This window comes from Neorhodopirellula pilleata (assembly GCF_007859915.1).
GTDB classification, from domain to species: Bacteria; Planctomycetota; Planctomycetia; order Pirellulales; family Pirellulaceae; genus Rhodopirellula; species Rhodopirellula pilleata.
Genome location: NZ_SJPM01000004.1, coordinates 213,731 through 236,815 on the forward strand (window position 1 = coordinate 213,731; position 23,085 = coordinate 236,815).

A 23,085-nucleotide genomic window follows, 5' to 3' on the forward strand; every position below is an offset into this window, starting at 1 on the left:
TCTCGCGCTATCCAAACGAGTTGAAAGGCTTGAGCTAATGACTGATTGGACATGCGATTCTCTGGTAGCTAAAAAAAAGGGAACGCCGTGACCGCCCCGAAGGGCGGTCGCGACGTTCCGGTGGTTAGCGGCGGTGATGGTTACTGCGTTTACTGCGGCTGCGGCCGACGTTGTAGCCTTTGCGGCTGCCGGTGCGTTTGCCGGTTTTGTAGAACCACCAGGCGACGGTGCCGATGATGATCCATCCTGCGAGAGCGTCCATTGTTACTCCTGACGATAACGAGTGGGGCGGGATGCCTTGGTGAAAGCTCGTGCCCTGTGCGTTTCGTTACGGAGTGTCGTGGACGGTCCATTCGCCGGACAACAGATTGACGCTGGTGTCGGCGTCGGTTGGGATGTCGCGGAGCCAGCGAGTGAACTGGTGAACCATCAGAGCCGCAGCGATGCTGGCGGCATAGATCGTGCTGCGTGACGTGCAGGTTCCTTGCTGGGCTTCGGACGAAGCGAATAGAGTAGAGGCGTAGTGTGTTGACGACGCACCGTCGGTGACGGCGAGAACTCGCAGCACTTCGCCCAACATTCGTCCGTCCGCCCAAAACCCCGAGCGACCTTTGACCGATTTCCAAATCGCGGATCTTGCGGCGATGGAATCGACGCAACAGAAGACTGCATTGCCGATTTCCTGGCGCGGACGAAAGCGATCCTCCACTCGAATGACTTCGATTGACGGGTCGATTTCACTGATTGCCTGCGAACAAGCAAACGGCTTTGCCCACTCAATCTCGTGCTTTCGATAGCCTTGGGTTGTCGTGTTCGACAAATCAACGGTATCGAAGTCGATCAGTTGGATTCGCGGTGTTCCGATGGCCGCGAGTTGAATCGCGACTTGACGTCCGACCGCACCCACGCCGATCACAGTCGCAGTGACTTCAGCCAATCGGTCCATCGGGACCAATTGGCTCTGACGCTCGAAGCGGTTTTCGACGGCATTCACCTGCCTGCCTCCAGCAGTCTCTCACTCCAAAGATCAGCCGCTGATGGTGCTTGCTCCCACCAATCCGACTCGTAATAAGCGTCGGTCAACAGCCGACTCGAAGCGAACGGATCGTAGACCGTCACGTTGTCGCAGTACTCGATGTACCACTCTTCGTGGTCGGAGGCCGGGAACTCTTGCGAAAACTGAACACGCGAACGCAAACGTCGCTCCGTGCCGGGGCCGACGTTGAAACGTGCTCGGGTGTAGGTGTTGCCTTCTTCGGCGATGATGTGCATTACAGCCCAGTCGACGCCTCCGAAGCAACGCTTGAACGTTTCTTCGTCAGTGCCGCTCGGGGACGGCGACGCTCCTGGATGCGTGTGAATCCAGATTCTCGCGAACTGTTCCGGCTGCCGCCCGGCGTCGACTTGTTGGTCGAAGAAATCGGCGACGCTATCGTCATCGAACTCGACGGAAACAACCGTGCAGACTTGTTCGACGAGTTGAATGTCCTCGACGAGCAACAGATCGTCAGTGTTGGAGATACCGAATCCGCCGACTTCGGTGGGGCCGACATCACGCAGGTACAGCAACTTTGCCATCGCGTACGGGGTGAACCGCAGGCTGCGGTGGTTCGCTCGTTGCTTCTTCGTCTTCAATCGCTTCGTTTTGCTTGGTGATGCAATCATCGCAGGTTCCTTCAAAGAGACAGGTTTTACAAAAAGAATCGCCGCAGTCGTCACACGACTTCAGGCACATTTGACAGACATCGTCGCCACAGCACTGGCAGGACGAGATGCACTCACTGCAAAACCGATCCACGCAAGATTCGCAGCAGGTACTGCAATCCAGGCACAGCTCGGTTTCGCATTTACAGCAGCCAACGACTTCGTCTTCATCGACGTTGTCGCCGCACGCTTTGCAACTGACTCCGTTCCAATCTTCGATTTGCACGTAAGCTGAACCAGAGTTGTAGTTACGCAGCACTTGATCGACGATGCAGAAGAAGTCGTAGATACGGCCCTCGTCGAGGGCGCGCCGGATCGCGTCCACACCCTCGCCTTCGCATAGCGAGTCGCCTTGCACATGCGGGTGCGTGACGCTGTCGTTGGACGATGGGTAATTCGGATCGACCGCGAGGACGTCGTAGGGTGACGAGTCCTTGATGAACTTCCAGTTCAAACAGATCTCGAAACATCCGAGTTCGACATATTCCAGCGAAATGCACGATGTTTGAACCGTGATTCGCTGGTTTGCACGGTCGATCGACACTTCCTCGAACTCGCCGCGAAGCGCTTCGATGTCTCGAAAAACGGAAGTTGCCGTCGGTTCGAGACGTGGCTTGGTGAGGCGATTCAGATCGTCGATCGCGTGAGTTGATCGCATGCGCAGAATGTCGAGTGCGCCACGCAGTTGATCGGAAGAATCTTTCGCAGCCGCAGTCCAATTCTTGGCGGTGGCTAGTGCAAGCCGTCGCCGCCAGCGACGACACTGATCGAACGAATCGTCCAGTGAAGTCAGTGGTTTGGGGGCAGGGATACCTTGAAGTGCATGCAGGATATCCACTGCCGCCCGGTAGTCTTGCTTGATTTTGTTCTTCATTGTGTTAGCTCCAAAAGAAGCCCAGTCGGGTTAGTCAGCTACTTGCAAACCAACCATCCCGACTGGGCAATGAAGATTCAAATCAGGCCGCGCCTTCGATCTTGAGCGGCGTGAACGAGACGCGGTCGCCATCCCGCAGCACTTGGTCAGCAGCGGCAGGTTGCCGATTGACGCGGATCAAGTAGCTGTCGGCGTGAAACGTTCCGACATGTCGCTCAAACATTTGTTGGACGGTGGTGTTTTCAGGGGCTTCGACGTGGTGGGCGTAGCCGCCAGCGTCATTGGAAATGAGCAGTACCTTCATGTTTGGTTCTCTTGGGTTTCGGGGAAGTGGTTTTGCGTTTGGGAAAGCGAAGTCGCCGCTGCCCACGAGTGGGCAAGCGGCGACTCGCTACGGTCGGTTGCTTGCAGCGATGAAGTTTCATCGCGTTAGCAGTATGCGGCTTCGGGGTCGAAGCGGCCTTCATCGAGTTCCTCGCGAAAGAGGTCGAAGTCGTCCCAGTCGATGACGCGCCCACCGAGCAAAGGATCGGTCGGATCGTCGATTGGTTCCGAAGGATGTGCGATCATGAAGCCGAGGCGTTTGATCGCGGAAATGGATTCGCCGGTAGCTGCTGCTACGGCACGGTTGAGGTCATTCTGGTTCATCGAAATTGTTCCTTACGGAAGAGTGGAAACGAAAAAGCCCCGTTCGTCTGACTTGCGTCGCGCGAACGGGGCTTCGGGAAAAACAGTTGTGATGGAACGGCTATTCCAAGTTTGGAATCAACCAATTCTGCTGAAGCCAGGCAACTTCCGCTGCCAGAGCTTCGATACGTTTGTCGAACGGTCCAAGAACGGGGCCGCCGACGGGATAGAGATCGGCGGTCCATTGTCCGGAAAGCGTTGGCTCAACATGCGAGCCGCGCTGAATGGAAATTCCACCGACCGAACGAAGATCAAGTCGATCATCGAAAACCATTCGAGTCTCCCCGTTTGTCGTTACGACCAATTCGATGGAATTCACCGAGGGCCTCGAATGATGTTACGACGTGGACGGTCCGTCATCAGCTCTTCGAGGCTCATTTCGACTTCAGTCAACGAACGAGCGACACGGTCTCGCAGCGTCGAACGGTCGCGTAAGTCTTGTGGGTCGACACCGCTGATCACCTGCCGAGCGCTTTCAACAAGTTTTTCGAGTTCTTCGTTGCTGCCAATGTTGAGATGCTGAAAGCGTGAAAAGAATTCGGACAGGTTGGCTATGGCAGAATCCCGAAAGACCTTGGGCTTCCCATCGACCGAACCTGACAAGCGTTCGGCCAAATGACCGACCAACTGCGAGAGTTCTTCGGCGAAGGTTTGCTCGGCCAGCTCAACGGCCTCTGCAAACTGAGCTTTCACCCGTTGGCACTCTTGTTCGTACAATTCTGGGTTGACCGTTCTCAGGTACGCGGGTGGCGTGACCGAAGGAAAGTCCCACGACACTGCAAACTGGTCCGCAACCGAGACCGGGTAGTCTGCCGCATCAAACAAGTGTCCAAGTTGCGTTCGAGCTTGATCGACGAGTTCTGCGAAGCAGCGATCGAGCTCTTCGACCGCATCGACAAGTTCAGCACGAATGACAATCATGCGATCATCGAACTCAGAAACGTCGCCTCGGCGCAGCAATCGGATGCCCGGTTCGATGTACGGCAATGTCATTCCTTTCCACAACGCACCGGCCTTCGTCTTGATAGCCGATACGGCGCGGAACGAGGGGTGCGATGTGTCGAAAAGTCGCTTGGCCGCGGAGAGCGTTCGACTGTCGGCGTCAAACGCTCCGGCGGCTTGCTGTTTCTGATCGCGGCTGAGACTTTTGCGAGTGCCCGGCCAGCGAATGTGCAGCCGCACGGCGGTTGTCTCCGCTTGCAATCGCGTCCCGTGCGACGCTTGGTTGGTGGTAACAGGTTCATCGAGCATGGTGCTCATAGATTTTCCTTGGGCTGGTTGGGTGTTATTCGTCAAAGGCATCAGATCGAAGCCTCTGAATCAGTGCTTCGATCTCGAAGGGGGTCAGCGATGGAGCGGGCGACACATCAAAATAGTGACGGGTCGTTGACTCGCTGGCCGACGCCATTTCATCTTTCCAGAAACGCAGTGCCGCTCGGATCGTCGCGAGTTCATCTCGCGATGGCATTTCAACTTCATCAATTCGATGAGGGTTTGGCACGCGAGACTCGCCTTCGTGATGGGGGCTGAGCTTGGTGCTGGTAGATGCCTGATTTCTCGGCATCTAAGCATCGCCCACTGGCCCACTTGCGAAGCTGATCGACAGATTCCGACGCCGTCACGGCAACCGGAACGACGTTAAGTCCCGCTTGCGAAAGTGGAACATCAAGCAATGCCGCTAAACGGCAGCACGCGCGGATTTCTGCGCCGGTGTAGTTCGAGTCGTCGGGCCGCTTCTGATTCGTATCAAGATCAAACATCGCGACGTACTGATCCCAAATGCGATCCTTTTGCTCGCGCTGGGGCAAGTCAAGAAACACGATCCCGTCGAACCGTTCGGCACGCGACAACTCCGGCGGCATCCGCGAGATGTCATTGCACGTTGCGATCAAATAGACGTTTGTCGTGTGGTCGTTCATCCATGAAAGCAGCGTACCGAGCATTCGACTCGACACGCCCGAGTCATTTTGACCCGATCCCGCCGATCCGCTCAGCGCCTTCTCAATTTCGTCGATGAACAAGATGCAGGGTGCCATCGCATCGGCGATACAAAGCGCGCGACGAACGTTCTGCTCAGTCTGGCCAACCAGGCTTCCCATCAATGCACCAATGTCAAGAATCAACGTCGGACGCCCAGACTCCTTTCCGAGCGCTTTCGCAAACGCCGACTTCCCCGTTCCCGGAACTCCCAGCAGCAAGACGCCGCGAGGTCGCTTGAGCGGATTATCACGTCCGTGTTGGAGCAGTGATCGTTTGCAAAACGCTTTCAAGCTGTCGAGTCCGCCAAGTGACGAGAAGTCCCCGTCACTCTTGTATAGCTGAAGCAGTCCAGACTTTTTGAGCATGCTCGACTTCAATTCCCAGACCGACTCGGGTTGGATCACTGAGTCACGCACAAGGCTGAGTCCGAATGCATTCTCCGCTTCCAATCGCGTCAGTCCCATTGCCGCATCGAGTACCAATTCGAGACGGTCGGCGCTGGGGAGTTCGCCTTCTTCGGTCGCCATCCCCTCGGCGATCTCTTTCAACTGTTCGCGTGTCGGTAACGGATGGTCGATCACGATGAACAGCTTTTCAAGTTCTGTCGGGATTTGCACGATCGGGGACAAGATGATGAAGATCGTCCGGTTGGACTTGCCGTCAACGATCTGTCTCGCCAGAGCCTGCATGACCTCGGTCGAGCCCAAGAAGCGATGAAAGTTGGAGAGCACAATCAGCGACGCCGTGTCTCCAGTGCCGAGCGATTTCATCGCACGAATCGCAGCCAAAGGGTCCGCTGCGCCGCCATCGTCCACGGTGGTGCTGCCGCGAACACGCAGTCCCTGGTCAATGTCCCAGGTGGCGAGTCGCCAATCTTGCTCGTGGCACAGTTTGCTGATTTCAAGTAAAGCGTCGTCATGCTCATGGGACTCGACCCAAATGCCGGTAAAAACCGCTCGGACCAGTTCCAGTAAGCGATCGGATAGTTTCATACTCATTCCTATGTTTGTGTGGTGGATTAAGATTCAAGCAACTCGTTGATCGCTAGCATCCAAGAAGTGATTTCACCATCGCTGTCCTGCTCAGCGAGCATCGCTGGCGTCATCTGTTCAACGGCTTTCGTATTCAGCCATCGTTTCGCACGATTCGCCATGCGGCTTTGCGAACGACGAGCCTGCAATTGCCAAGCGATCTCACCAGGACGCTGGCGATACAACTCACGAGCCGTCAGTTCGGCCACGCAATCAAAGTCGTCGAACTGGACATGAATGTCGCCAGCGGCAAAGATGGCATCCGAATGCAAGTAGTTTTCGAGACACCGCTTCTTGGTGAGAACAGCCTGACATTGCGAACGCTGATTCACAGCAGCGGCGGCCTGTTGCCGAAGTTCAGTCTCCGGTGGCAGCTCGTGGTCGTAAAGATGGAATTCTGGACGAGCCAGCGGAGCAAGACGTTCTGCCCAAGCTCGCACATGACCGCCGCCGAACGGCACGAAGATCAGCTCTCCGTGCCGTTCCATCTCCGCAAGATTCGGGAGCCGACTGTTTTCCGCGTGAAGCATCACTGAGATGCGGCGTAAGAACTCAATGTCGTTGGTTCCCTCAACTACGAACAGTAGCCGTACTGAGTCTTCTATGTTGTCGATTTGTTCTCCTGCTGAGTTTGTGAATTGGTGGCGTAGAATTCGCCGGTTAGCGTTTCGGTTTTCCGCGTTCCAAGTGACGCTTCGAGAAATCGACTGGCGTCGCGACATGACGTTCCTGCGAAGCCTTTCGTTTCGACTTTACTTTTGCCATCCGCAGCAATCGTGATTTCGATGGTTTTCAAGTCACTCTCCTACGCAGACGGTTAGCTTGATCGAGCCGTCACTAAGCGTTTGCTCGGTGACGGTGTGGCCCTGGCGTCGTGCCTCCAATTTGCATTTCTCAGTCGCGTACGACTGCAGCAATTTGTCGAGGTGAGATTGGTCGCCCCAGTGGCCTTCATAGTTGTCATAGACGACACTTCCGGAATCGGTATCGCAGACGACGGGGTATCGCCATCTGGGAAGTTGCACGAGGTAGCCCGTCGCCTCTGAGCTGAACAGCTTTGCCGTGCCTTGAACTGGACCAGCGAGTTCGTTCCGACGACAGGCTAACCGCAATGCGTCTGCGTCACGAATTTCCGCTTGAATTTCTACAATGTGCGAAATTGGATGTCTCCTTTGTTTTGAGTTTGTTAGGTGAATTGGTCAGCATCTCTGCGGTCGGTAATTCGACTAGCTCCATCACCGAAAGATTTCGGCGGCGCGTCGATAATGCGAACAATCGTCGGTCGATCAGCGACCATGTCACTTAGAAGAAGCTCAGCCACCGCTGCGGATTCATCCGGCGTATCGCTACGTCGCAAAATCTGCAATGCGATGAGAAGCGGGACCAAGCATGCGATCAACAATCCAATGGCCTTTATCGACTCGGCAATGATGGATTCACGGTTTCGAGTCTCCGCAATCTGACGGCGTTCGTCCTCCATACGATCCCGTTGTGCCCCGAGTCCTTGCCGTTCCGCCTGAACATCGCGATGGATTTCGACGATGGTTTCGCGAGCGCTGGCATCAGCTTCGACCAAGCGTTTCGTTCCCTCAGCCACTTGGTGCTGCAACTCTGTGTTGCGAGTTTCTTGTTGAGCTTGTCTATCAAGATTCCTTTCCGCCATCTCGGCGAGGCGTTTGTTCTCGTTGTCCCGACACCCGCTGGCGTTGAGCACGAGAATGGCCGCGAGAAGAGCCATGCTGGTTCTTCCCATGCAATCTCCAATGTTCGAGGATGCGATTGAGAATGGCTTGCAGTCCGAGGCGCAGTCTGCGTTCCCGAGACAAGGCGATCACGGCGACGAGCAGCGATACGCTTAAAGCCACAATGAAAACGTAACTGATGTCCACCTCCTTTCTGTAGTGAGTGGAAGGGCTAATCAACAGAGGCACTATTAGGATTCGCCTCACACTATATGCCGCAAAAACAGCATCAATTTAGATGAAAGCACGCGTCGATCTGTGCATCTCCATTCGTGCGGAATGCTAAGATATCCCTCAAGTAATATGCCACGTTTTTGCCCCGAATTTAGCTACTGGAGATCGTTCCTTTAGAAAGCGTTTCCCGTGCCGCGGCAGCGAGGGCAAGTTTGGACTTGAAGCACACCATTGGCATCGACAAAACAATAAACCTTTGCGCCATCGCACTGAATGCACACATTGCCGCCTTCTCCGGCGTACTTTAGACGCGGATCGTTGCGGTCCTGCTCCTGTTGTCGTCTCTGCTGCTCTGCCGCAGCACCGATCAACGCACCCATAAGTTTCGCCGCCGCCATGTCGGCTTCGTCGGCCGAAATTTTTGGCTTCGTTTGCACCTGCGGTGTTCGCGTGGCGGGTTTGGGCGTGTACTTTTCCGGAGTTGGACGAACTTTCGCTTGTGATTCTGTCGGTGGATTTGACTTGACCTTCGCCTTTGCGATGACTTTGGGAAGCTGAGGAGTTGGTTTCGCCGGCTCGGGGTCGATTTCGCTGATCGTAGGCTTGGAATGCGTGGGTTCCACCGATGTTTCAGCAAGTGATCGAGTGGGTGGTGTATCCCGTTCCACCGGTTGATCCGAGGGCACACACGACAGCAGCAGAAAGATCATCACCGTCGCAAAACCTGCGGACAAAGCTTGTCGCGACTGCGGCCTTTCAACGGATGGGTCACTTGAAGCACTCTGGCTCGCTTTGAAATAGCGAAACGCGAGAAACGCCGAGGTTCCCAGACCCACTATTGCGGCACCTGACAGAATGAAACGTACCAAGGGCCACAAAAGGCCAAAGAAGTAGAGCAGCAACACCGATACCGTGGCGACACCGATCCAGATTTTTCGCTTTTGAGTCATTGTTGGCTCCTTTGGAGTGTGAAGGTAAGAGGTTTGCGACGAAAAGAGTATCCTGAAATGGGATATTCCATAACAGGATATAGCCTCCACCGCTTTCGAGGGAATGCGTGTGGAAAAAAACCTGTACACCGACCGCCAACAGGCGTTATTGGAACTTTTGCGAGAATGCCGAGAGCAAGCGAACCTGCGTCAGGCCGATGTGGCCGATCGTTTGGAGAAGCCGCAGTCGTTCGTCAGCAAATACGAGTCGGGTGAGCGTCGACTAGAAATCCTCGAACTGCTGGATGTCTGCGAAGCGATCGACACGACGCTGGTTGCCTTCGTTCGGAGGCTTGAGAAGCGTCTGGCAGCGTTGAAGCCCCCAGCGACCGACAGTTAAGCTAGGTCCACTACCTTATATGCCGCAAAAACGCCGCTAATTTAGCTGTTTTGCGTTTTATACGCCTCTCGCATGGCGAGGCGTACATGGTCGTGTGTACCGACCCATGCGAGAGGCTTACATGCGAGCAAGACGCCGGGTTTCAGTTCTTCTGATAGCTAAAAAAAGACCGGGTCCGCAAATGCGAACCCGGTCCAAATTCGGCCAAGCGGACGACCCACGCATCAGTCTTGATGCCGAGTCGCGCGCCCGTCAGGCTTTTGCAAACCTCGCTGATCGTATAGACGTTTTAATGCAGCAGTGATCGAACTGCGTGACGTGCCAATCTCACTGGCGATGTCCTTCTCCAGAACGCCTGCGTCGTGCATTTCCTCGATTCTTCGCTCGACCTCCACGTTACCTTTGATTTTCACCGTCGACGCTCGGCGGTGTTTGGTGGTCGACTCATCGTGATCGCACTGAGCGTAATCCAACGCTTGCAGAATCGTCGGACGCGATTTACCAAACTCTTTTGCCAAGGCATTGCAGGACGGCTTTTTGCCAGTTTTAGATTGCAATTCGAGGTAACGTTTAAGGACAGCAGAAGCATTGTCCTTGGACCAGCAAGACTTTTCGGGAATGAGAAACCTGTCAGTCCAAAACCAGTCATCCGGCATCCCTGCAAAGCGATCGGGATTGGTGACGTGTTCGGCAATCTCGCGAAGATGCGAGTCCTCGTTGCCGGAAGCTAAGTCTTCGGTGGCAATCCTGACCCTGCGCCTCGGCTGCGTGCAATGGCGATCTTTGGGGGAAGTGATCGCTTCGCGCTCGGCCTCGTTTTCGCCGCACCAATGCATGGATTCTGGGCACGAACCCAACTTGCAAGTTCGCATGACGATCTGACCGTCATCCGACACGACAATACTTTCGATATGCATCGAGAGCATCAGATTGCAAAGCGTTGGACAATCCTTGGACAGTACGTCGGACAGGCGGTTCAAACGCGACGTGACCTCGCTGGGATTCACGATCTCTGAGACTTGTCGAAATTCCGAATCCTGACGATTTAGCAACGACTGGATCTCGGCGATCCTGTCCAACGCGGATGCGTAGTCGGATTCGATCTTTTGCCGAAGCCGAGCCGCGAGCCCCGAGTTCGCTAACGATACCGACCAACCAACTGTCTGCTCTTCAAGTTGGCTCATCTCTCGAGCTAACGCGGGACGCGAAACATCCCGCTCGGAATGCGTTCGTGCTAGCTCCGACTTCACCAGATCGACGATCTCCGTCATCCAAGGTGGCTCGCCTTCATTGGAATCTACTGGAAACAAACGCTCGCGGAGCTTCTCGATCACGGTTTCTCGAAGCCAATCCTCTTTCACGTGAGCCTTGTTGGTACAGAGACCCGTGTAGGACTTTGCACAAATGTATGACACGTAGCGGCGTTCTTCACCAGCGGCTGTAACATAAGCACTCGATCCATTAGGAACCATCGAAGCACCGCATGTGCCGCAGCGAACCAAACCGGTCAACATGTAGTTGTACGTCATGCCAACCTGGCGGCGAGTACCCGCCTCCGTTATGCTGCGATTGGTGCGACGTGCCTCGCGAAACTGTCCAACCTGGTCAAAGATTGCCTTCTCGATGATCGGTTCGCAGAAGTTTGGAACCCGCATCACTTCATCGTCCGGATTCCGTTCGAGAATTCGCATGTCGTCAACGATGTCAGTCGAGTATTCCGCCCAGACCAGTTCGCCGGTATAGATCGGGCTGCAAAGCCAGCGTCCAACAGTGTCGGCGTGAAAAGGTTTGAACTCGTCCGAGATGTCCGCACGTTCGTTCAGCCACATTGCAAGCGCGCCTTGTCCCATTGATGGGTTGCGCACCGACTTCATGAAAACAGATCGTGCGATCGCTGCAGTAACCTCATGGTGGATCAGATGGCTGTGCCTGACGAGACGATCGCCACGCGGTTCAGTCCTTACGACGTGGAGCGAAAATCCAAATGGTGCCTTCGATCCTGGCCAGAACCCCAAACGAATTTTGTCCCTCTTGCCTCGAATAACGTTGTGTCGCTTCACGCGACTATCGGCCCGCGCACGAAAGTTCTCCAGCAGCGCTGCGGCTTCGCCATTCTGAGTATTGGGATCAGCAAAATCTTGATCCGCACAAAGCACGCTGATTCCGTATTTGCGAAACAGTCGCCGCCGCAGCTCGTCAAGATCCTCGTTTCTGCCGAACCTCTCAATAGTGTCCACAAGGATATACCTTGCCGGGATGATACCGCTCTTCACGTCAGCAAGCATTCGGTTGAAGTCCGGCCGATTGCGAAGCATTCGACCAGTCTTTGCCTCGTCTCGATAGGTTTGGTTGGTAACCCATGGAAGGTTGCTTCGTTGCAAGCGTTCGTCGATCACGTCGTTCTGTTGATCTGGGCTCCGCTTGTTCTGCTGGTCCCCGCTCATTCGCAGGTACCTCACAACATCCCAAGGTTTGCTCCGATCATCGGGGCGATAATTAGCCATAGTTAGTCTCCTTACTTGACCGCTTCTCACGGTCGATGTCGCTTGCAATCGCGCAAGCGATGAAATGCACGAGGCGACGATGCCGAGCAACATGCACCAGATCCAGTAGGGGCGAGAGAACGTCGGGAGGCCAGTCATTCGGGACTGGCGCCTCACCGGTTGCAATCATCTCTGCAAGGTCGGGCAGCCGCTCTTCGGGCAGATTCACCTGTACGATGTTGGGTTTATCACTGACCATGTGTGTCTCCTTAGGGAAGACGCAAACGCCAGCCAACCCGGCAACATGCCGAGTTGACACTAGGCATTTGCGCGCTGGGAAAATTTTGGTTCTGAAAGATGACCGACATGCGTGTCGGCGATCTTCAAGATGGGGTAAGTTTTCGGATTATTCGGAAACTACCGACACTCACGCTGGGCAGCGTAGTGGTGTAAAGAAACGAGCCCCGCATGGAGAAAGCGTTCCTGGGCTTCTTTGTTGGTGGGGGACTCAAGAATGTGGCATACAACTCGCTTTCCCGCATTCGTAGAAAGAAGGTCACCAAATGCCGGATGCAACCCAAGCACAAGACCGTGCAGCAGGTGCTTTGGATGCGGTTCGCAGGGGACTCGCTGTTCCAGATGCCACAACGCATGAAACGAGTTGAAGAATGCCTGATCGTTTTGCTCTGCCGCCAAGTGCGGAATCAGCTCGCACCAGAGAGCTGAGTAGCATTGATGAAATGCAGCCTTACTCTCGAACGAAAGAATGTCGAGGATCTGCTTTTCGTCTTCACATCCACGCCGGCGTCCAAACGACTTGTTCATTCGGTCCCACTGGGAGTGGACACAGGCGATTGATGCACCTAAATCGTCTCGCCAAACCGGGATCGCTTGGTCGAAGAGTTGCGCAGAAAATTCTTCGTAGCGAGCCCATACCTCCTCTTCATACTCCGGGAAACCAAGGGCTTGCCGATTCTGCACATCAAACTCATGCAAAGTCATTCGTTGATTCGCACTGAGATTTAGCATTTCGTCCAACGCTTGGCGGTGCGACCTTTCTGTTCGATCGCGAAGCTTTAGGGAGGCGTCGGGGAAAATACGTTGCGCACCGTTAGATCGGCTTGCGCTCAGTAGCGATGCTAAGATATGGGTTTCGGCGACGGTATGGGCGTCACGGTTACCAGCATTCAGAGCGACGCATCGAAACGCCTGAAGAACTGCCTGGTGATTAGAAGAAGACTGATTTCGAGTCCCATACAATCCAGGTTTTCGCATCCAGTGCTGCTGCACCATCCGGTTACCCAGTTCAATCTGACGGTGACAGAGCGAAATCGACGCGTCTTCGTCGATTGCAATCCCCAGCTTCGACAATGTGATTTCGCGGTGTTGGATTCGGCCATAATTTTGCGTCATTGATACACCAGGGCTAATCGCCTATGATTGCTTTGCCTTTCGCCGCTCGATCGCTCGAAACATCAGACGCCCGAATTCACGTAGGCGTTCTGACTCCGAGAGAACCGAGGGATCAGGTCGCGAATCGGTGCGCCACAGAGGCGGGGCGATCGACTCCCTGGCCTTTGTCTCCTTTTTTTGCGTTGTTTTCAGTGAGATTCCATCCATGTCGGTCCGTCCCGTTTGCCAGTGAAGCTTTTGAACGGGGTAGACATTGCGCACTGGGTGAGCGTCGATTTTTTGATGAAAAGTTTTGATTGGGCATTGGTTCCTTACTTGCGGAAGTTCGTGATAGATAAAGTTCCCTCAAGTAATATGCCGCGTTTTTGCCCTTAATTTAGGAGTGAAACCATTGTGAAAGATGAGCATTGCTCTGCGATAAGAGACACCGAAATTCGCGTCGTGACCGACAGGTACCCGTCGGAAACACGCGACTTCGTCATTTGCAAGCAAATCCCAAATGGGGTTCAGCAGCTCAACCCCATTGAGCTACTCGGCACCGACATGGCAGTCCGTCTCCTGAAATTCACGGCGAGAACGGGAGACGAAGATATCGCGAGACAGAACACGCTTTCTCGGTTGCTGACTCAGTGCCTTGAGTATCAAGGCAACCGACGACACCTAATCTGCGAACCGTGGACCGAAGACGATCTTCGCGGCGACACGATGTTCGAGAACAATCGGACGGAGTTCGCACGTGACTGTGGAGTAGAGCAGGCTCATCGTTTCCAGGTCGTAATGTCTGGTGAACAAGATTCAGAACTCCCATCAGAAGAGCTTTACTGGGGCTCGTTCACGACGCTTCCCCAAGTTGAAGATACCTTTACGGATGCTAGTCTTCAGAGCTTTGCAGACCAGTTGCAGCAAATGATGATGGGCAATGGCGACTCGCCCGTGACCCTTGATGTCATGCAGATGCGAAGGAACGTCAAAACTGCGTGGGACAACCAGTTCAAAGAATTCGATCTCGACGTGGCAATTAGAGACCGGCGTCATCTATTCAAGCGGCTGATGTCAGTCTCGATTCGTCAGACATCGAACTTGACACAACGAATCGCGTTTGCATTCGTTCTGAAGAACCTTGGCTCAACCGCGTTGCAGCGAGATCGATCGACCTTCAGCGAACGTGAGCAAAAATTGTTCGATCTGAGATACGGGAATTGTGAGGCTCTTGGGAGAATTAATATTGGCTTCCTATATGAGTACGGAGAGCTTCACGCTGAGCTGATCAATCAATTTGCCAACAGCCTCATCTCCGACAAACCAGAGGTTGCATGGCAGCAAGCGGAAACCAATCTTCGGCGTCACGTGCAACTGCTTGGCGAACTGCGTGATTTGCGACGGTTCGTACGAGCGGACCAGCGCAAGTCAACGCGTGATCGGGGAACTCGCAAACTGCCTCGACCGAGAATCGACGCGGGAAGTGGCGAAGAGGCAGACGCAAGGGCCGCAGCGCCAGACGATAAGCTACTCGAAATCGAAATGTTGAATGAGCTGAAGCGAGTTGTCAATCGTTTGAAACCGAGAGACCGGAAGCGTGCGCAAGCGTTGATCGACTCAGGAGGAGACCGCGGGCTGGCGGCTGAATCTCTTGGGCTTACGCGAAGAAGTTTCAACGATCAGTTCCGACAAACGGTGCGACCAAACTTAAAAAAAGAAATACGAAAATTAAAACGTGAAGAAAAACAATAACCACATGGCGAAAAAAATTTCTACTCCAAAAACTCGCAAGAAATTGGCGGCGATCTACTGCCGCGTTAGCACCTTCGATCAAAACCGTGGGGACTACAGCAGCCTTGAGGACCAAGAGCAACGTTTGCGTCGCGCGGCCGAAGAGGACGGCTACGAGGTCTTTCAGGTCTTCAAGGAAGTCGCTAGTTCAGCGAGCCTTGATCGAGAAGAGTTGGGGAAGATGCTTGGTAAACTCGATCAGATCGACGCCATCTACGTCACCAAGCTTGACCGACTGTCCCGAAGCATGAGCGACTGGTGCCGCATCAATGAATTGCTGGATGAACACGACTGTGCGCTCGTCTCAGTTACTCAGAAGATTGACACTACAACAACGATGGGGCGGTTCTTCCGCGACTTGTTGATGTTGTTTGCTCAATTCGAGCGAGAGATGATCGCTGAACGAACCTACGAGAAAATGGCGGAGCAAGCGAAGAAAGGCCGCTGGAGTGGCGGCCATCCAATCCACGGGTATGACGCTGTAGAGAAGAAGCTCATCGTCAACAAAGACCAGGCGAAATTGGTTGACGCAATCTATGACAAGTATCTTGAAGTTGCTTCCATATCACGCACTGCTCGCTGGGCGAACGATAACGGCCACAAAACGAAGGGTGTGAGATACAGCAATGGTCGCGAAGTCAAACCACGCAAATTTACTCGTGCAGACATCCAGCGGATGCTCAGCAACATCACCTACATCGGCAAAGTCCGATTCGACGACATGGAATTCGATGGCGAGCACGAAGGGATCATCGACGAGAAAAAGTTCATTGAAGTACAGAAACTGATGGAAGCGCGAAAGGAAAAACCTCGGCGTGGCGATCAATCACAGCAAGACACGTTGCTGCTGGGTCTACTCCGCTGCGGATATTGCGGCTGCGCCTACACCACGAGTTTCGTCAATAAGAAAATGAAGGACGGAAGCACGCAGCGTTATTACTACTACAAATGCACAACCAAATCCAAAAAAGATGCCGCTGCCTGCTGCGGCGCAGATCTGAAAGCGGACGTCATCGACACCGCAGTCGTCCAGTACATCAAGGAACTCGCCAAAAAGCCTGAGCATCTCACTGCGGTGATTGCCGCCGCGACGGAAGCGAACCGGGACGGGGTCAAGTCTCTTGAGTCAGAGCGGACCAAGCTCAGCAAGGATCTTTCCAAGCTGGAAAAAACTTCTCTGGCCCTCGTCGATCGCCTAGCTGATCCATCGCTACAAGCGATTACCGCCATTATCGACCGGTTGGCGGCGCTGGAAAAAGACCAACAGTCGCTCAAATCTCGGATCACCGAGCTGACTTTGCAGATCCGGGATCGCCGCGACGGGGACATTTCAACCGAGGAAGTACGCACAGCGTACGCGGATTTCAGTGGGCTATGGGACGAACTGGGCTTCGATGAGCGACAATACGCCCTACGACTGCTCGTCAAACAGATCAACCTCAACTTCGAGAAGAAGGAACAATCTGGAGAGATACAAATAGAGGCGTGGGGCCGAAGACCCACGCCTCTGCGTGTTTCCCTGGAAAAAGCACGCAACGGAAAGTTGCGTAACCAGGATGGAAGGCTCCCCCGGCTGGACTCGAACCAGCGACAAGCGGATTAACAGTCCGCTGCTCTACCGACTGAGCTACAGGGGATTGGGCGTGAAAGCACGAGATGCTTTCCCTCGGTCGTTGGACCGGATGTTAGCTTTACCATCACCGGACTTCAAGCCGACTTGGTCCACTTCATGGGACATTTTTCCAGGAGTCATCGCTTCTCGCTGGGGTCGTGCGAATTATCCGGGGAATGATGTTTCAGTCGGTCGTTGATCACCCGAAAACCATGCCATTTTCAAAGCTCCACGATCTTTTTCACCAATCAAACAATTCGAATGGACCAAACGTGTCACGGCTGGGACAGATACTACTTCTGTCAGACGAACGCAACTCGCTGCGGAGCAGTTCAGTGCCCCCCTCATGGGTCGGGACAACTCGCGAATCGCGTGCTTGCGTGTCTCAGGTTGAGACGGGCTCTCGTTTTGACAATTTTGTCTCGTTTACTTGACCGTTGATCGACCGATTTGCCCACTTCGCTCAAACCGAATCTACAGAATCTTGATCGAAAGTTGCCTGATTTCCTGAGAAATCGCAACCCGCCCGAAACTTCAAGAATTTTCGATAGAAATCGGTGTTTTTGGCTTGGAAAGTGCATCGGTAGTTTGGCGGTTTTGGAAACGTTACCCCTCCCAGTCCATGAACACTGTTACCCGAAGGGATTCATCATGTTGGTTCTGAGTCGAAAAGAAGGCGAGAAGTTGGTCATTGGCGATAACGTGGTGATCACGATTAATCGCATCGCCGGTAATCGCGTTGCGGTCGGGATCGAAGCTCCGCGGGACGTCTCCATCGTCCGAGGAGAACTGAAGCCGCAGGTCAATCAATCGAAGAAAACGGGTTCGTCCGGCTCGCCTTCGGCAGCGGCATCGATGCTGCAGTCGGACATCGCTGTGGCAAGTCAATTGGATCGTTAGTCTCGTGATTGCTCGAGGCCGATGCTTGGCCTATTCAACGTGCCCGCGAGGGTTCTACCGTGAATTAACCCATTTGCAGGAATGGGTGAATGCGGCTGAACGTTAAGTTGCCGGCGAAACAAAGGTCAACATCCGATCCGGATTGACGTGATCGACCATGAAAATCGGACGTTAGTTGCACTGGCATGCAGTGTTGTTCAGGTGGTTCGAAGGCATCGTCGTTTCCGGTCTCGTTCTGCGTCTGGGCACCCTCGTTCTGGGGCTGGGCACCGGCTAGCCAAGTAATCGGCACGCTTGGCAGATTTCCGTCGCCGAGACGTCCGATGCGGTGAATCGGTGTCGTGTCGATTGGGCATTCGATCGTCTTAGGGCGTTCGCTGCCGGCCGGATCGAGTGCGGGCAGGTTCACATTCCAAACGATTGTCGATTGCAAGTCGGACGCGAAGAAATGATCGAGGGTCGGAGTGAGCCAGTCAGGTGTGTGGTGCCAAGTTTTAGGGATTTCGGGGCGGCGGTAGTGGGATACCGCCATGGCCGGTTTTCCTAAAATCGAGGCTTCGCGAGCGGCCGCAAACGTTCCGCTGACTAGTAAATCCATGCCGACATTGGCTCCTGCGTTGATTCCAGAGAAAACGTAATCGACCTGAGGACACAGACACGCGATCGCGACTCGGACGCAATCCACCGGCGTACCATCGACGGCGTACCAGCCAGATTTCACCCGTTTGATGATGAGGTCTCGCGAAGTCGTCACGCTATGGCTGCATTCGCTGCGGCCTCGGTCTGGCGCGACGACCCAAATCTTTGTCGTCGACCATCCCCTACCGTGAGCATAGCGTCCGATGGTTTCAACCATCGCCGAAATACCAGGGGCATCGATGCCGTCATCGTTGGTGATCAAGAACTGCATGAATCAAGGGTAATCGAAGCGGCACGAGATCAAGTAAAGGTTTGCAACCATTCTCTGCGGATAGTGCTGTCGAGTGAAAGGGGACGCACCAACGGTTCAATCGGCATAATCATAAAAACGTGAACGGCGGTTCGAAATGTTGGTGCTTCGGTAACCACTTCCGTCGCAACCGCGCTCGTTCGCGGTCCTAAGTTTGAGGGACGCGTGGTCTCGTCGAGGAAGACTCGCGACTTTTTCTTTCCGACAACTTGATCGCCAACATGTCTGCCGCCCCCAACGCGACTGCCCCGATTCCTTGGAAGCATCTCCGCAATGTCTTGGTTTGGTTCGCGCCATTGTGGGTAGGGTCAGCGATTTTGTTCGGGGTCGGTGGATTGGGCGTTGCGGTTTTATCGAAAGACACGTGGTCGGCGCGACAGCCCCTTGTCCTTCGTGATGAAGTGAACGGAGCGGTCGATCGTTTGGGGCGATTCTCGAACACGTCTGAGCTAAAAGCGGCTCAAGAGACTATTCTCGAGATGGCCCAAAACCCCGAAGTGGTAAGAGCGTCGCTTCGCCAAATGGGGCCGGCAAGTGGTGACCACGACCCGGCCTTTCCCTCGGCACAACTTGTCGATGCGACGGCGACTGATTGCGTCAACATTATGGCTCCCCAGGGAAGCGAGTTTGGCACTTCGGAGATGGTCTATTTGCAAGTGAAGGCCGAAACGCCCGAACGGGCGAGCCAATTCTGTGGCGTGTTGCTGGACAACCTGACCGCTCATCTGCGTGAGGTTCGGCGAATCCGAGCGGACAGTGTGATCGTCGAATTGACCCATGCCCGCGACTTGGCCCGTCAGAAACTCGATTCGGCGTTGGCGAGAATGAAGGAAGTGGAAATTCAAGTCGGAACCGATCTCGGCGAGCTTCGCAATCTCAACGATGCCATTTCAGGTGACGGCACCAATCGCCGCACGATGCAAGAAACCTATCGCGAGCTACAAACAGCTGAACTGGAAACGAAACGATTGGAGTCGCTCTACGAAGTCTTGATGGCGGGATCCCAGGACGCTCGGCATCTGTTGATCAGCGGTGATGAGCTTTTATCGAGTCAGCCTTCGTTGCAACGGCTGAAAGACGGGATGATCGACGCCCAGATCGAGTCGAGTCGGTTAACCAGCATTTACACCGAGAACCATCCCCGTCGCCGAGCGGCTCTCACGACCGAACGGGAGATTGGCGAGCGGATGGTTATTGAAGCACGAGCGGCACTCAGTGCCATGGAGCCGACGCTTAAATTAAATCGTGAGCGCGTCGAGCGTTTACGTGAACAACACGAATCGTTGATGTCAAAGCTCAATAAGCTCGCTGGCGTTCGAACCAGTTACGCAAAACTCGATGCCGAGGTACGCGCCCTAACCGATCAACTCGCACAAGCCGAAGGCGCCCTTAGCGAAGCTCAAGCGAGCCGGTCGGCTGCCCTTTCGACTAATTTGTTGTCCGAACTTGGGCCGCCCCAAGTTGGTGAGAAACCTGAGGGACTCTCAGGGTCAATGACGGCAATCGGTTCGACGATCGCCGGTCTGGTGTTCGGCTTGGGCACCGTGTTTTTGATCGCACCGGGGCCAACGGGGCCGACCTATGGACGACGCTTGAATGATTACCTTAGCGGGCGGCGCAGCACGGATCCCGGAAATACCCCGGTCGCTGGGCGACCCGCAGGGCCACCCGCAGGGCCACCATCAGGTGGCGAACGACGAAGACGCTAGTCACGAGTGAAAAGGCCAGTAGGTTGGGTCGCAGCCGCTTGGGCGGAGACCCGGCTTAAGCATTGTGGGAACACTCAGTGGTGGCGACTTTCAGTCGCCAAGTCCAGAAACGGCGACTGAAAGTCGCCGCCACTTGCAGATTGCGCCATTGATGGATCTCGCTACGTTAGACAATCCGCTGCCGTTCGCCCAAATGCCAACAGCTAAACAGCTAATAGCTATCAGCTAACTCGTCGAGCAATTCGACGTCAGGCGGGCCGTCGAAAGTGACGATGCGAAACCGAGATCGATAGGGCTCGCTCGCTCGGATTTCGAAGCCTGAGTCGACGGCCGGATAGAAGCAAAAGTACGGCATCTTCGGATGCAGCCGGACATGCTGTGGGTGACGGAAATTCGAGGGATGGCTGATCGCCGCAATCCCACAAACCTGCCCATCGACGGGGCCGTACATTGCGACCCACCTTGGCTGCGTATGATTTCCGTCTTTGGTTGATCGGGACTCACTTGTGATCATCGAGACGGGGTCCGTCCATTGCTCCGATCCACGCACACACATGCCGCCATAATGGTACTTGCGGACGATGAATTTCTCGTCGGTCAGTTTGGCTTGAGTGCTCTCAAAATCAATCACGTTGCAACGGTCATGAGGGATCGATTTCAAACGCCAATGCTCCTTGATCGCAACCAGTGGAGGATCAACCGAATCATCGATATGGTGCAAGACGCATTCAATCGATTCATCGGAATGTTTCAAGAGTTCGGCGTGCTCGATATGGCCTTCTCGTCGGTGGGAATTCCAAAAGTCGACCTCCCGGTCACCAATGATGGAACTGGTCCAAGCGAACATGATCGCGTGCTGGTGTGGGTGATCGGTCGGGAACGCGGCAGTGACGACGCGGCCGGTGGGTGTCATCACGGGGTGCAAGAAGCCGCTGCGGTCGTACCAGGGAGATGACGTGTCCGGGTTGCGAACAAGTTGATCCTGGTAAACCGCCACTTTTCGATCCCCGATGCTCAGCGTGATGCCCGATGGTGCGTGGTCAGCGGTTGCTTGACCGATTAAGTTGGTCGGCTCAGTTTTGGGTAAAACGGTCGATTGTGCGGATACATCGCCAACGACCAGCAAGAACACACAAACCCATCCCAAGATGATCTCCGGCAATAAACATCGACCAAAAGAGAGTTTCAACATGCGGGTCAATTCCAAAACATCTAAGACATCGAATCGTTCACCACGTCTGTGGCCGCGAGTAATTCGTCGAGTTTACTCGACGCGAACGCTGCACGCAGCCGCAACGATCCTCATTTCGATGGCCGGAACTGGTTTATTCTCGGTCGCCAGTGCGGAGGAGCCATCTGGCACCCCGTCTTCGCGTTGGTTTCAACAGAATGCCGCGTCGGTCATGGAGTTGTACCAGTGGCTTCACGCGAACCCGGAGGTCTCGTTTGAGGAAGAGCAAACGGCAGCGAAGTTGGCCGAGCGTTGGAAAGCGTCTGGATTGCAAGTCACGACGAACTTGGGTGGACACGGGATTGTCGGCATCCATCAAAATGGAGACGGCCCCACCGTGATGTTGCGAACGGACATGGATGCGTTGCCCGTGACGGAACAGACACCACTCGCGTTCGCTTCAACGAAAACGACGAAGCGTGAAGACGGCAGTACAACGGGAATCATGCATGCATGCGGCCACGACGTTCACATGACGAACTTAACGACCGTGATCGATTACTTGATGGAACATCAGAATCTTTGGTCGGGCACGTTGATGGCGATCGGCCAACCCGCCGAAGAACGCGGGGCAGGTGCCAAAGCGATGCTGGAAGACGGATTGTTTGAAAAGTTTCGCAAGCCTGACTATGCGATCGCCATGCACGTCAGTAGTGACAAAGCAGCCGGCGAGATCGGCGTGCGACCTGGATACGCGTTGGCAAATGTCGATAGCGTTGACATCACTATGAAGGGACGCGGTGGGCACGGCTCGGCACCTCACACGACGATCGATCCGATCGTCCAGGCGGCAGAATTGGTCATGTCCTTGCAAATGATCGTCGCCCGGGAGGTCGCACCGATCGATCCGGCGGTCGTGACGGTCGGTTCGATTCACGGCGGAACGAAGCACAACATCATCGGCAACGATTGCCATCTGCAGTTGACGGTGCGAAGTTATGACGACGAAGTCCGCGCAAAACTCTTGGCGTCGATCCAGCGTCGGGCTAAGGCGATCGCGGCCGCGTACGAGGCCCCCGAACCGGAGATCGCAATTAGCGAAGGAACCCCATCGCTGAAGAACGACGCCGACCTGACCGCTCGGATCCGCAAAGTCTTCCAACAACGATTCGGAGCAGAAAACGTCGTCGAAGACGAACCCTCAATGGGGGGTGAGGATTTCAGTCGTTACGGAATTGCGGGGGTTCCGATTCTGATGTACCGCGTCGGAACGATTGACAAAGCAAAGCTCGACCGATTCGAAAAACTCGGCGTTCCCCCACCCTCCTTGCATTCGGCGGTCTACTATCCGGATGCGGAAGAGTCGTTGGCAATTGCCTTCGAGGCGATGACCAGCGCGGTGATCGCACTGATGCCCGCCCAATAGCGAGAATCGATTGAGAATGAGAGAAGTGGTCGGTTCACCACATTTGGGCGTCGAATCGATTAAACTGGAGCGGCAGGTTTGCTAGGGCGTCGATCTGAACGAGATCCGGGTCGCCGCCCGCTCCAGAAACA

The 23,085-nt window shown here is 54.7% G+C and carries 26 protein-coding genes and 1 tRNA gene; 6 read left to right on the forward strand and 21 right to left on the reverse strand.

Annotation, left to right across the window (positions count from 1 at the left end; translation table 11 throughout):
- Positions 1–124 precede the first annotated feature (124 nt).
- The 15 genes from Pla100_RS30710 to Pla100_RS11830 all read right to left on the reverse strand — a co-directional run bounded on the left by Pla100_RS30710 (position 125) and on the right by Pla100_RS11830 (position 9,142).
- Complete coding sequence (locus tag Pla100_RS30710; RefSeq protein ID WP_197167864.1) at positions 125–262, reverse strand: hypothetical protein; 138 nt, start codon at positions 260–262, stop codon at positions 125–127.
- 66 nt (positions 263–328) lie between these two features.
- Entirely contained in the window at positions 329–994 is a 666-nt protein-coding gene (locus Pla100_RS11765; RefSeq protein WP_231602977.1) for a ThiF family adenylyltransferase, read from the reverse strand.
- A complete protein-coding gene (locus Pla100_RS11770) occupies positions 991–1,578 on the reverse strand; it encodes a Mov34/MPN/PAD-1 family protein (RefSeq protein ID WP_146578131.1) in 588 nt (195 codons plus the stop codon). The genes Pla100_RS11765 and Pla100_RS11770 overlap by 4 nt, the downstream gene beginning before the upstream one ends.
- On the reverse strand, positions 1,553–2,578 hold the full coding sequence (locus Pla100_RS11775) for a hypothetical protein (RefSeq protein ID WP_146577887.1): 1,026 nt from the start codon (positions 2,576–2,578) through the stop codon (positions 1,553–1,555). The genes Pla100_RS11770 and Pla100_RS11775 overlap by 26 nt, the downstream gene beginning before the upstream one ends.
- Before the next feature lie 82 nt (positions 2,579–2,660).
- On the reverse strand, positions 2,661–2,882 hold the full coding sequence (locus Pla100_RS11780) for a MoaD/ThiS family protein (protein ID WP_146577888.1): 222 nt from the start codon (positions 2,880–2,882) through the stop codon (positions 2,661–2,663).
- A 125-nt stretch (positions 2,883–3,007) separates the two neighbouring features.
- Positions 3,008–3,226, reverse strand: coding sequence for a hypothetical protein (locus Pla100_RS11785; RefSeq protein ID WP_146577889.1), 219 nt, complete (start codon positions 3,224–3,226; stop codon positions 3,008–3,010).
- A 100-nt stretch (positions 3,227–3,326) separates the two neighbouring features.
- Positions 3,327–3,539: a hypothetical protein gene (locus Pla100_RS11790; RefSeq protein WP_146578132.1), complete on the reverse strand. Its 213-nt coding sequence runs from the start codon at positions 3,537–3,539 to the stop codon at positions 3,327–3,329.
- A gap of 41 nt (positions 3,540–3,580) precedes the next feature.
- Positions 3,581–4,525 (reverse strand): hypothetical protein, encoded by a 945-nt coding sequence (locus tag Pla100_RS11795; RefSeq protein ID WP_146577890.1) that lies wholly within the window; start codon positions 4,523–4,525, stop codon positions 3,581–3,583.
- 25 nt (positions 4,526–4,550) lie between these two features.
- On the reverse strand, positions 4,551–4,733 hold the full coding sequence (locus tag Pla100_RS11800) for a hypothetical protein (RefSeq protein ID WP_146577891.1): 183 nt from the start codon (positions 4,731–4,733) through the stop codon (positions 4,551–4,553).
- Between the two features lie 10 nt (positions 4,734–4,743).
- Entirely contained in the window at positions 4,744–6,237 is a 1,494-nt protein-coding gene (locus Pla100_RS11805) for an AAA family ATPase (protein WP_146578133.1), read from the reverse strand.
- 26 nt (positions 6,238–6,263) lie between these two features.
- Complete coding sequence (locus Pla100_RS11810) at positions 6,264–6,764, reverse strand: ATP-dependent endonuclease (RefSeq protein WP_231602978.1); 501 nt, start codon at positions 6,762–6,764, stop codon at positions 6,264–6,266.
- Between the two features lie 113 nt (positions 6,765–6,877).
- Complete coding sequence (locus Pla100_RS11815) at positions 6,878–7,072, reverse strand: DUF2997 domain-containing protein (RefSeq protein ID WP_146577892.1); 195 nt, start codon at positions 7,070–7,072, stop codon at positions 6,878–6,880.
- Position 7,073: 1 nt separating this feature from the next.
- Positions 7,074–7,301, reverse strand: a complete 228-nt coding sequence (locus tag Pla100_RS32290; RefSeq protein ID WP_315853469.1) for a DUF1257 domain-containing protein — start codon at positions 7,299–7,301, stop codon at positions 7,074–7,076.
- 161 nt (positions 7,302–7,462) lie between these two features.
- A complete protein-coding gene (locus Pla100_RS11825; protein WP_231602979.1) occupies positions 7,463–8,014 on the reverse strand; it encodes a hypothetical protein in 552 nt (183 codons plus the stop codon).
- Positions 8,015–8,365: 351 nt separating this feature from the next.
- Positions 8,366–9,142 carry a hypothetical protein gene (locus tag Pla100_RS11830; protein WP_146577895.1) on the reverse strand — a complete coding sequence of 259 codons (777 nt, stop codon included), beginning with the start codon at positions 9,140–9,142 and terminating at the stop codon, positions 8,366–8,368.
- Between the two features lie 103 nt (positions 9,143–9,245).
- Between Pla100_RS11830 and Pla100_RS11835 the strand changes: the two genes are divergently transcribed.
- Positions 9,246–9,521 (forward strand): helix-turn-helix domain-containing protein, encoded by a 276-nt coding sequence (locus Pla100_RS11835; RefSeq protein ID WP_146577896.1) that lies wholly within the window; start codon positions 9,246–9,248, stop codon positions 9,519–9,521.
- 224 nt (positions 9,522–9,745) lie between these two features.
- Here Pla100_RS11835 and Pla100_RS11840 read toward each other — a convergent pair whose 3' ends face one another.
- The 3 genes from Pla100_RS11840 to Pla100_RS11845 all read right to left on the reverse strand — a co-directional run bounded on the left by Pla100_RS11840 (position 9,746) and on the right by Pla100_RS11845 (position 13,297).
- Positions 9,746–12,025, reverse strand: a complete 2,280-nt coding sequence (locus Pla100_RS11840) for a recombinase family protein (protein ID WP_197167865.1) — start codon at positions 12,023–12,025, stop codon at positions 9,746–9,748.
- Entirely contained in the window at positions 12,018–12,263 is a 246-nt protein-coding gene (locus Pla100_RS30715; protein WP_197167866.1) for a hypothetical protein, read from the reverse strand. Before Pla100_RS30715 ends, Pla100_RS11840 begins: the two co-directional genes overlap by 8 nt.
- Before the next feature lie 158 nt (positions 12,264–12,421).
- On the reverse strand, positions 12,422–13,297 hold the full coding sequence (locus Pla100_RS11845) for a hypothetical protein (RefSeq protein ID WP_146577898.1): 876 nt from the start codon (positions 13,295–13,297) through the stop codon (positions 12,422–12,424).
- 663 nt (positions 13,298–13,960) lie between these two features.
- On the opposite strand from Pla100_RS11845, the gene Pla100_RS11850 reads away from it, so the two are divergent.
- Positions 13,961–15,148 carry a hypothetical protein gene (locus Pla100_RS11850; protein WP_146577899.1) on the forward strand — a complete coding sequence of 396 codons (1,188 nt, stop codon included), beginning with the start codon at positions 13,961–13,963 and terminating at the stop codon, positions 15,146–15,148.
- Between the two features lie 4 nt (positions 15,149–15,152).
- Positions 15,153–16,790, forward strand: coding sequence for a recombinase family protein (locus Pla100_RS11855; RefSeq protein WP_146578135.1), 1,638 nt, complete (start codon positions 15,153–15,155; stop codon positions 16,788–16,790).
- Here the strand turns inward: Pla100_RS11855 and Pla100_RS11860 are convergent.
- Positions 16,752–16,824, reverse strand: a tRNA-Asn gene (locus Pla100_RS11860). The two genes, Pla100_RS11855 and Pla100_RS11860, sit on opposite strands and share 39 nt — an antisense overlap.
- A 626-nt stretch (positions 16,825–17,450) precedes the next feature.
- Here Pla100_RS11860 and Pla100_RS11865 point away from each other — a divergent pair.
- On the forward strand, positions 17,451–17,699 hold the full coding sequence (locus tag Pla100_RS11865; protein ID WP_146577900.1) for a carbon storage regulator: 249 nt from the start codon (positions 17,451–17,453) through the stop codon (positions 17,697–17,699).
- A gap of 64 nt (positions 17,700–17,763) precedes the next feature.
- Here Pla100_RS11865 and surE read toward each other — a convergent pair whose 3' ends face one another.
- Entirely contained in the window at positions 17,764–18,609 is an 846-nt protein-coding gene (surE, locus tag Pla100_RS11870; RefSeq protein WP_146577901.1) for a 5'/3'-nucleotidase SurE, read from the reverse strand.
- A 260-nt stretch (positions 18,610–18,869) separates the two neighbouring features.
- Between surE and Pla100_RS11875 the strand changes: the two genes are divergently transcribed.
- On the forward strand, positions 18,870–20,357 hold the full coding sequence (locus Pla100_RS11875; protein WP_146577902.1) for a GumC domain-containing protein: 1,488 nt from the start codon (positions 18,870–18,872) through the stop codon (positions 20,355–20,357).
- A 211-nt stretch (positions 20,358–20,568) separates the two neighbouring features.
- Here Pla100_RS11875 and Pla100_RS11880 read toward each other — a convergent pair whose 3' ends face one another.
- Positions 20,569–21,549 (reverse strand): DUF6807 domain-containing protein, encoded by a 981-nt coding sequence (locus tag Pla100_RS11880; RefSeq protein WP_146577903.1) that lies wholly within the window; start codon positions 21,547–21,549, stop codon positions 20,569–20,571.
- Between the two features lie 118 nt (positions 21,550–21,667).
- On the opposite strand from Pla100_RS11880, the gene Pla100_RS11885 reads away from it, so the two are divergent.
- The gene (locus Pla100_RS11885; protein WP_231602980.1) at positions 21,668–22,954 is read left to right on the forward strand and encodes an amidohydrolase; all 1,287 of its coding nucleotides are present in this window, start codon (positions 21,668–21,670) and stop codon (positions 22,952–22,954) included.
- Positions 22,955–23,085 lie beyond the last annotated feature (131 nt).

Excerpts from the sequence above, each read along its gene's own strand:
- surE (WP_146577901.1), bottom strand. The coding sequence starts at position 18,609 with ATGCAGTTCTTGATCACCAACGATGACGGCATCGATGCCCCTGGTATT.
- Pla100_RS11785 (WP_146577889.1), bottom strand. The coding sequence starts at position 3,226 with ATGAACCAGAATGACCTCAACCGTGCCGTAGCAGCAGCTACCGGCGAA.
- Pla100_RS11780 (WP_146577888.1), bottom strand. The coding sequence starts at position 2,882 with ATGAAGGTACTGCTCATTTCCAATGACGCTGGCGGCTACGCCCACCAC.
- Pla100_RS11825 (WP_231602979.1), bottom strand. The coding sequence starts at position 8,014 with ATGGCTCTTCTCGCGGCCATTCTCGTGCTCAACGCCAGCGGGTGTCGG.
- Pla100_RS11855 (WP_146578135.1), top strand. The coding sequence starts at position 15,153 with ATGGCGAAAAAAATTTCTACTCCAAAAACTCGCAAGAAATTGGCGGCG.
- Pla100_RS30715 (WP_197167866.1), bottom strand. The coding sequence starts at position 12,263 with ATGGTCAGTGATAAACCCAACATCGTACAGGTGAATCTGCCCGAAGAG.
- Pla100_RS11865 (WP_146577900.1), top strand. The coding sequence starts at position 17,451 with ATGTTGGTTCTGAGTCGAAAAGAAGGCGAGAAGTTGGTCATTGGCGAT.
- Pla100_RS11875 (WP_146577902.1), top strand. The coding sequence starts at position 18,870 with ATGTCTGCCGCCCCCAACGCGACTGCCCCGATTCCTTGGAAGCATCTC.
- Pla100_RS11795 (WP_146577890.1), bottom strand. The coding sequence starts at position 4,525 with ATGAGCACCATGCTCGATGAACCTGTTACCACCAACCAAGCGTCGCAC.
- Pla100_RS11775 (WP_146577887.1), bottom strand. The coding sequence starts at position 2,578 with ATGAAGAACAAAATCAAGCAAGACTACCGGGCGGCAGTGGATATCCTG.
- Pla100_RS30710 (WP_197167864.1), bottom strand. The coding sequence starts at position 262 with ATGGACGCTCTCGCAGGATGGATCATCATCGGCACCGTCGCCTGGTGG.
- Pla100_RS11880 (WP_146577903.1), bottom strand. The coding sequence starts at position 21,549 with ATGTTGAAACTCTCTTTTGGTCGATGTTTATTGCCGGAGATCATCTTG.
- Pla100_RS11885 (WP_231602980.1), top strand. The coding sequence starts at position 21,668 with ATGGCCGGAACTGGTTTATTCTCGGTCGCCAGTGCGGAGGAGCCATCT.
- Pla100_RS11800 (WP_146577891.1), bottom strand. The coding sequence starts at position 4,733 with ATGCCATCGCGAGATGAACTCGCGACGATCCGAGCGGCACTGCGTTTC.
- Pla100_RS11805 (WP_146578133.1), bottom strand. The coding sequence starts at position 6,237 with ATGAAACTATCCGATCGCTTACTGGAACTGGTCCGAGCGGTTTTTACC.
- Pla100_RS11810 (WP_231602978.1), bottom strand. The coding sequence starts at position 6,764 with ATGGAACGGCACGGAGAGCTGATCTTCGTGCCGTTCGGCGGCGGTCAT.
- Pla100_RS11770 (WP_146578131.1), bottom strand. The coding sequence starts at position 1,578 with ATGGCAAAGTTGCTGTACCTGCGTGATGTCGGCCCCACCGAAGTCGGC.
- Pla100_RS11790 (WP_146578132.1), bottom strand. The coding sequence starts at position 3,539 with ATGGTTTTCGATGATCGACTTGATCTTCGTTCGGTCGGTGGAATTTCC.
- Pla100_RS11845 (WP_146577898.1), bottom strand. The coding sequence starts at position 13,297 with ATGGTGCAGCAGCACTGGATGCGAAAACCTGGATTGTATGGGACTCGA.
- Pla100_RS11850 (WP_146577899.1), top strand. The coding sequence starts at position 13,961 with ATGGCAGTCCGTCTCCTGAAATTCACGGCGAGAACGGGAGACGAAGAT.
- Pla100_RS11830 (WP_146577895.1), bottom strand. The coding sequence starts at position 9,142 with ATGACTCAAAAGCGAAAAATCTGGATCGGTGTCGCCACGGTATCGGTG.
- Pla100_RS11835 (WP_146577896.1), top strand. The coding sequence starts at position 9,246 with ATGCGTGTGGAAAAAAACCTGTACACCGACCGCCAACAGGCGTTATTG.
- Pla100_RS11840 (WP_197167865.1), bottom strand. The coding sequence starts at position 12,025 with ATGGCTAATTATCGCCCCGATGATCGGAGCAAACCTTGGGATGTTGTG.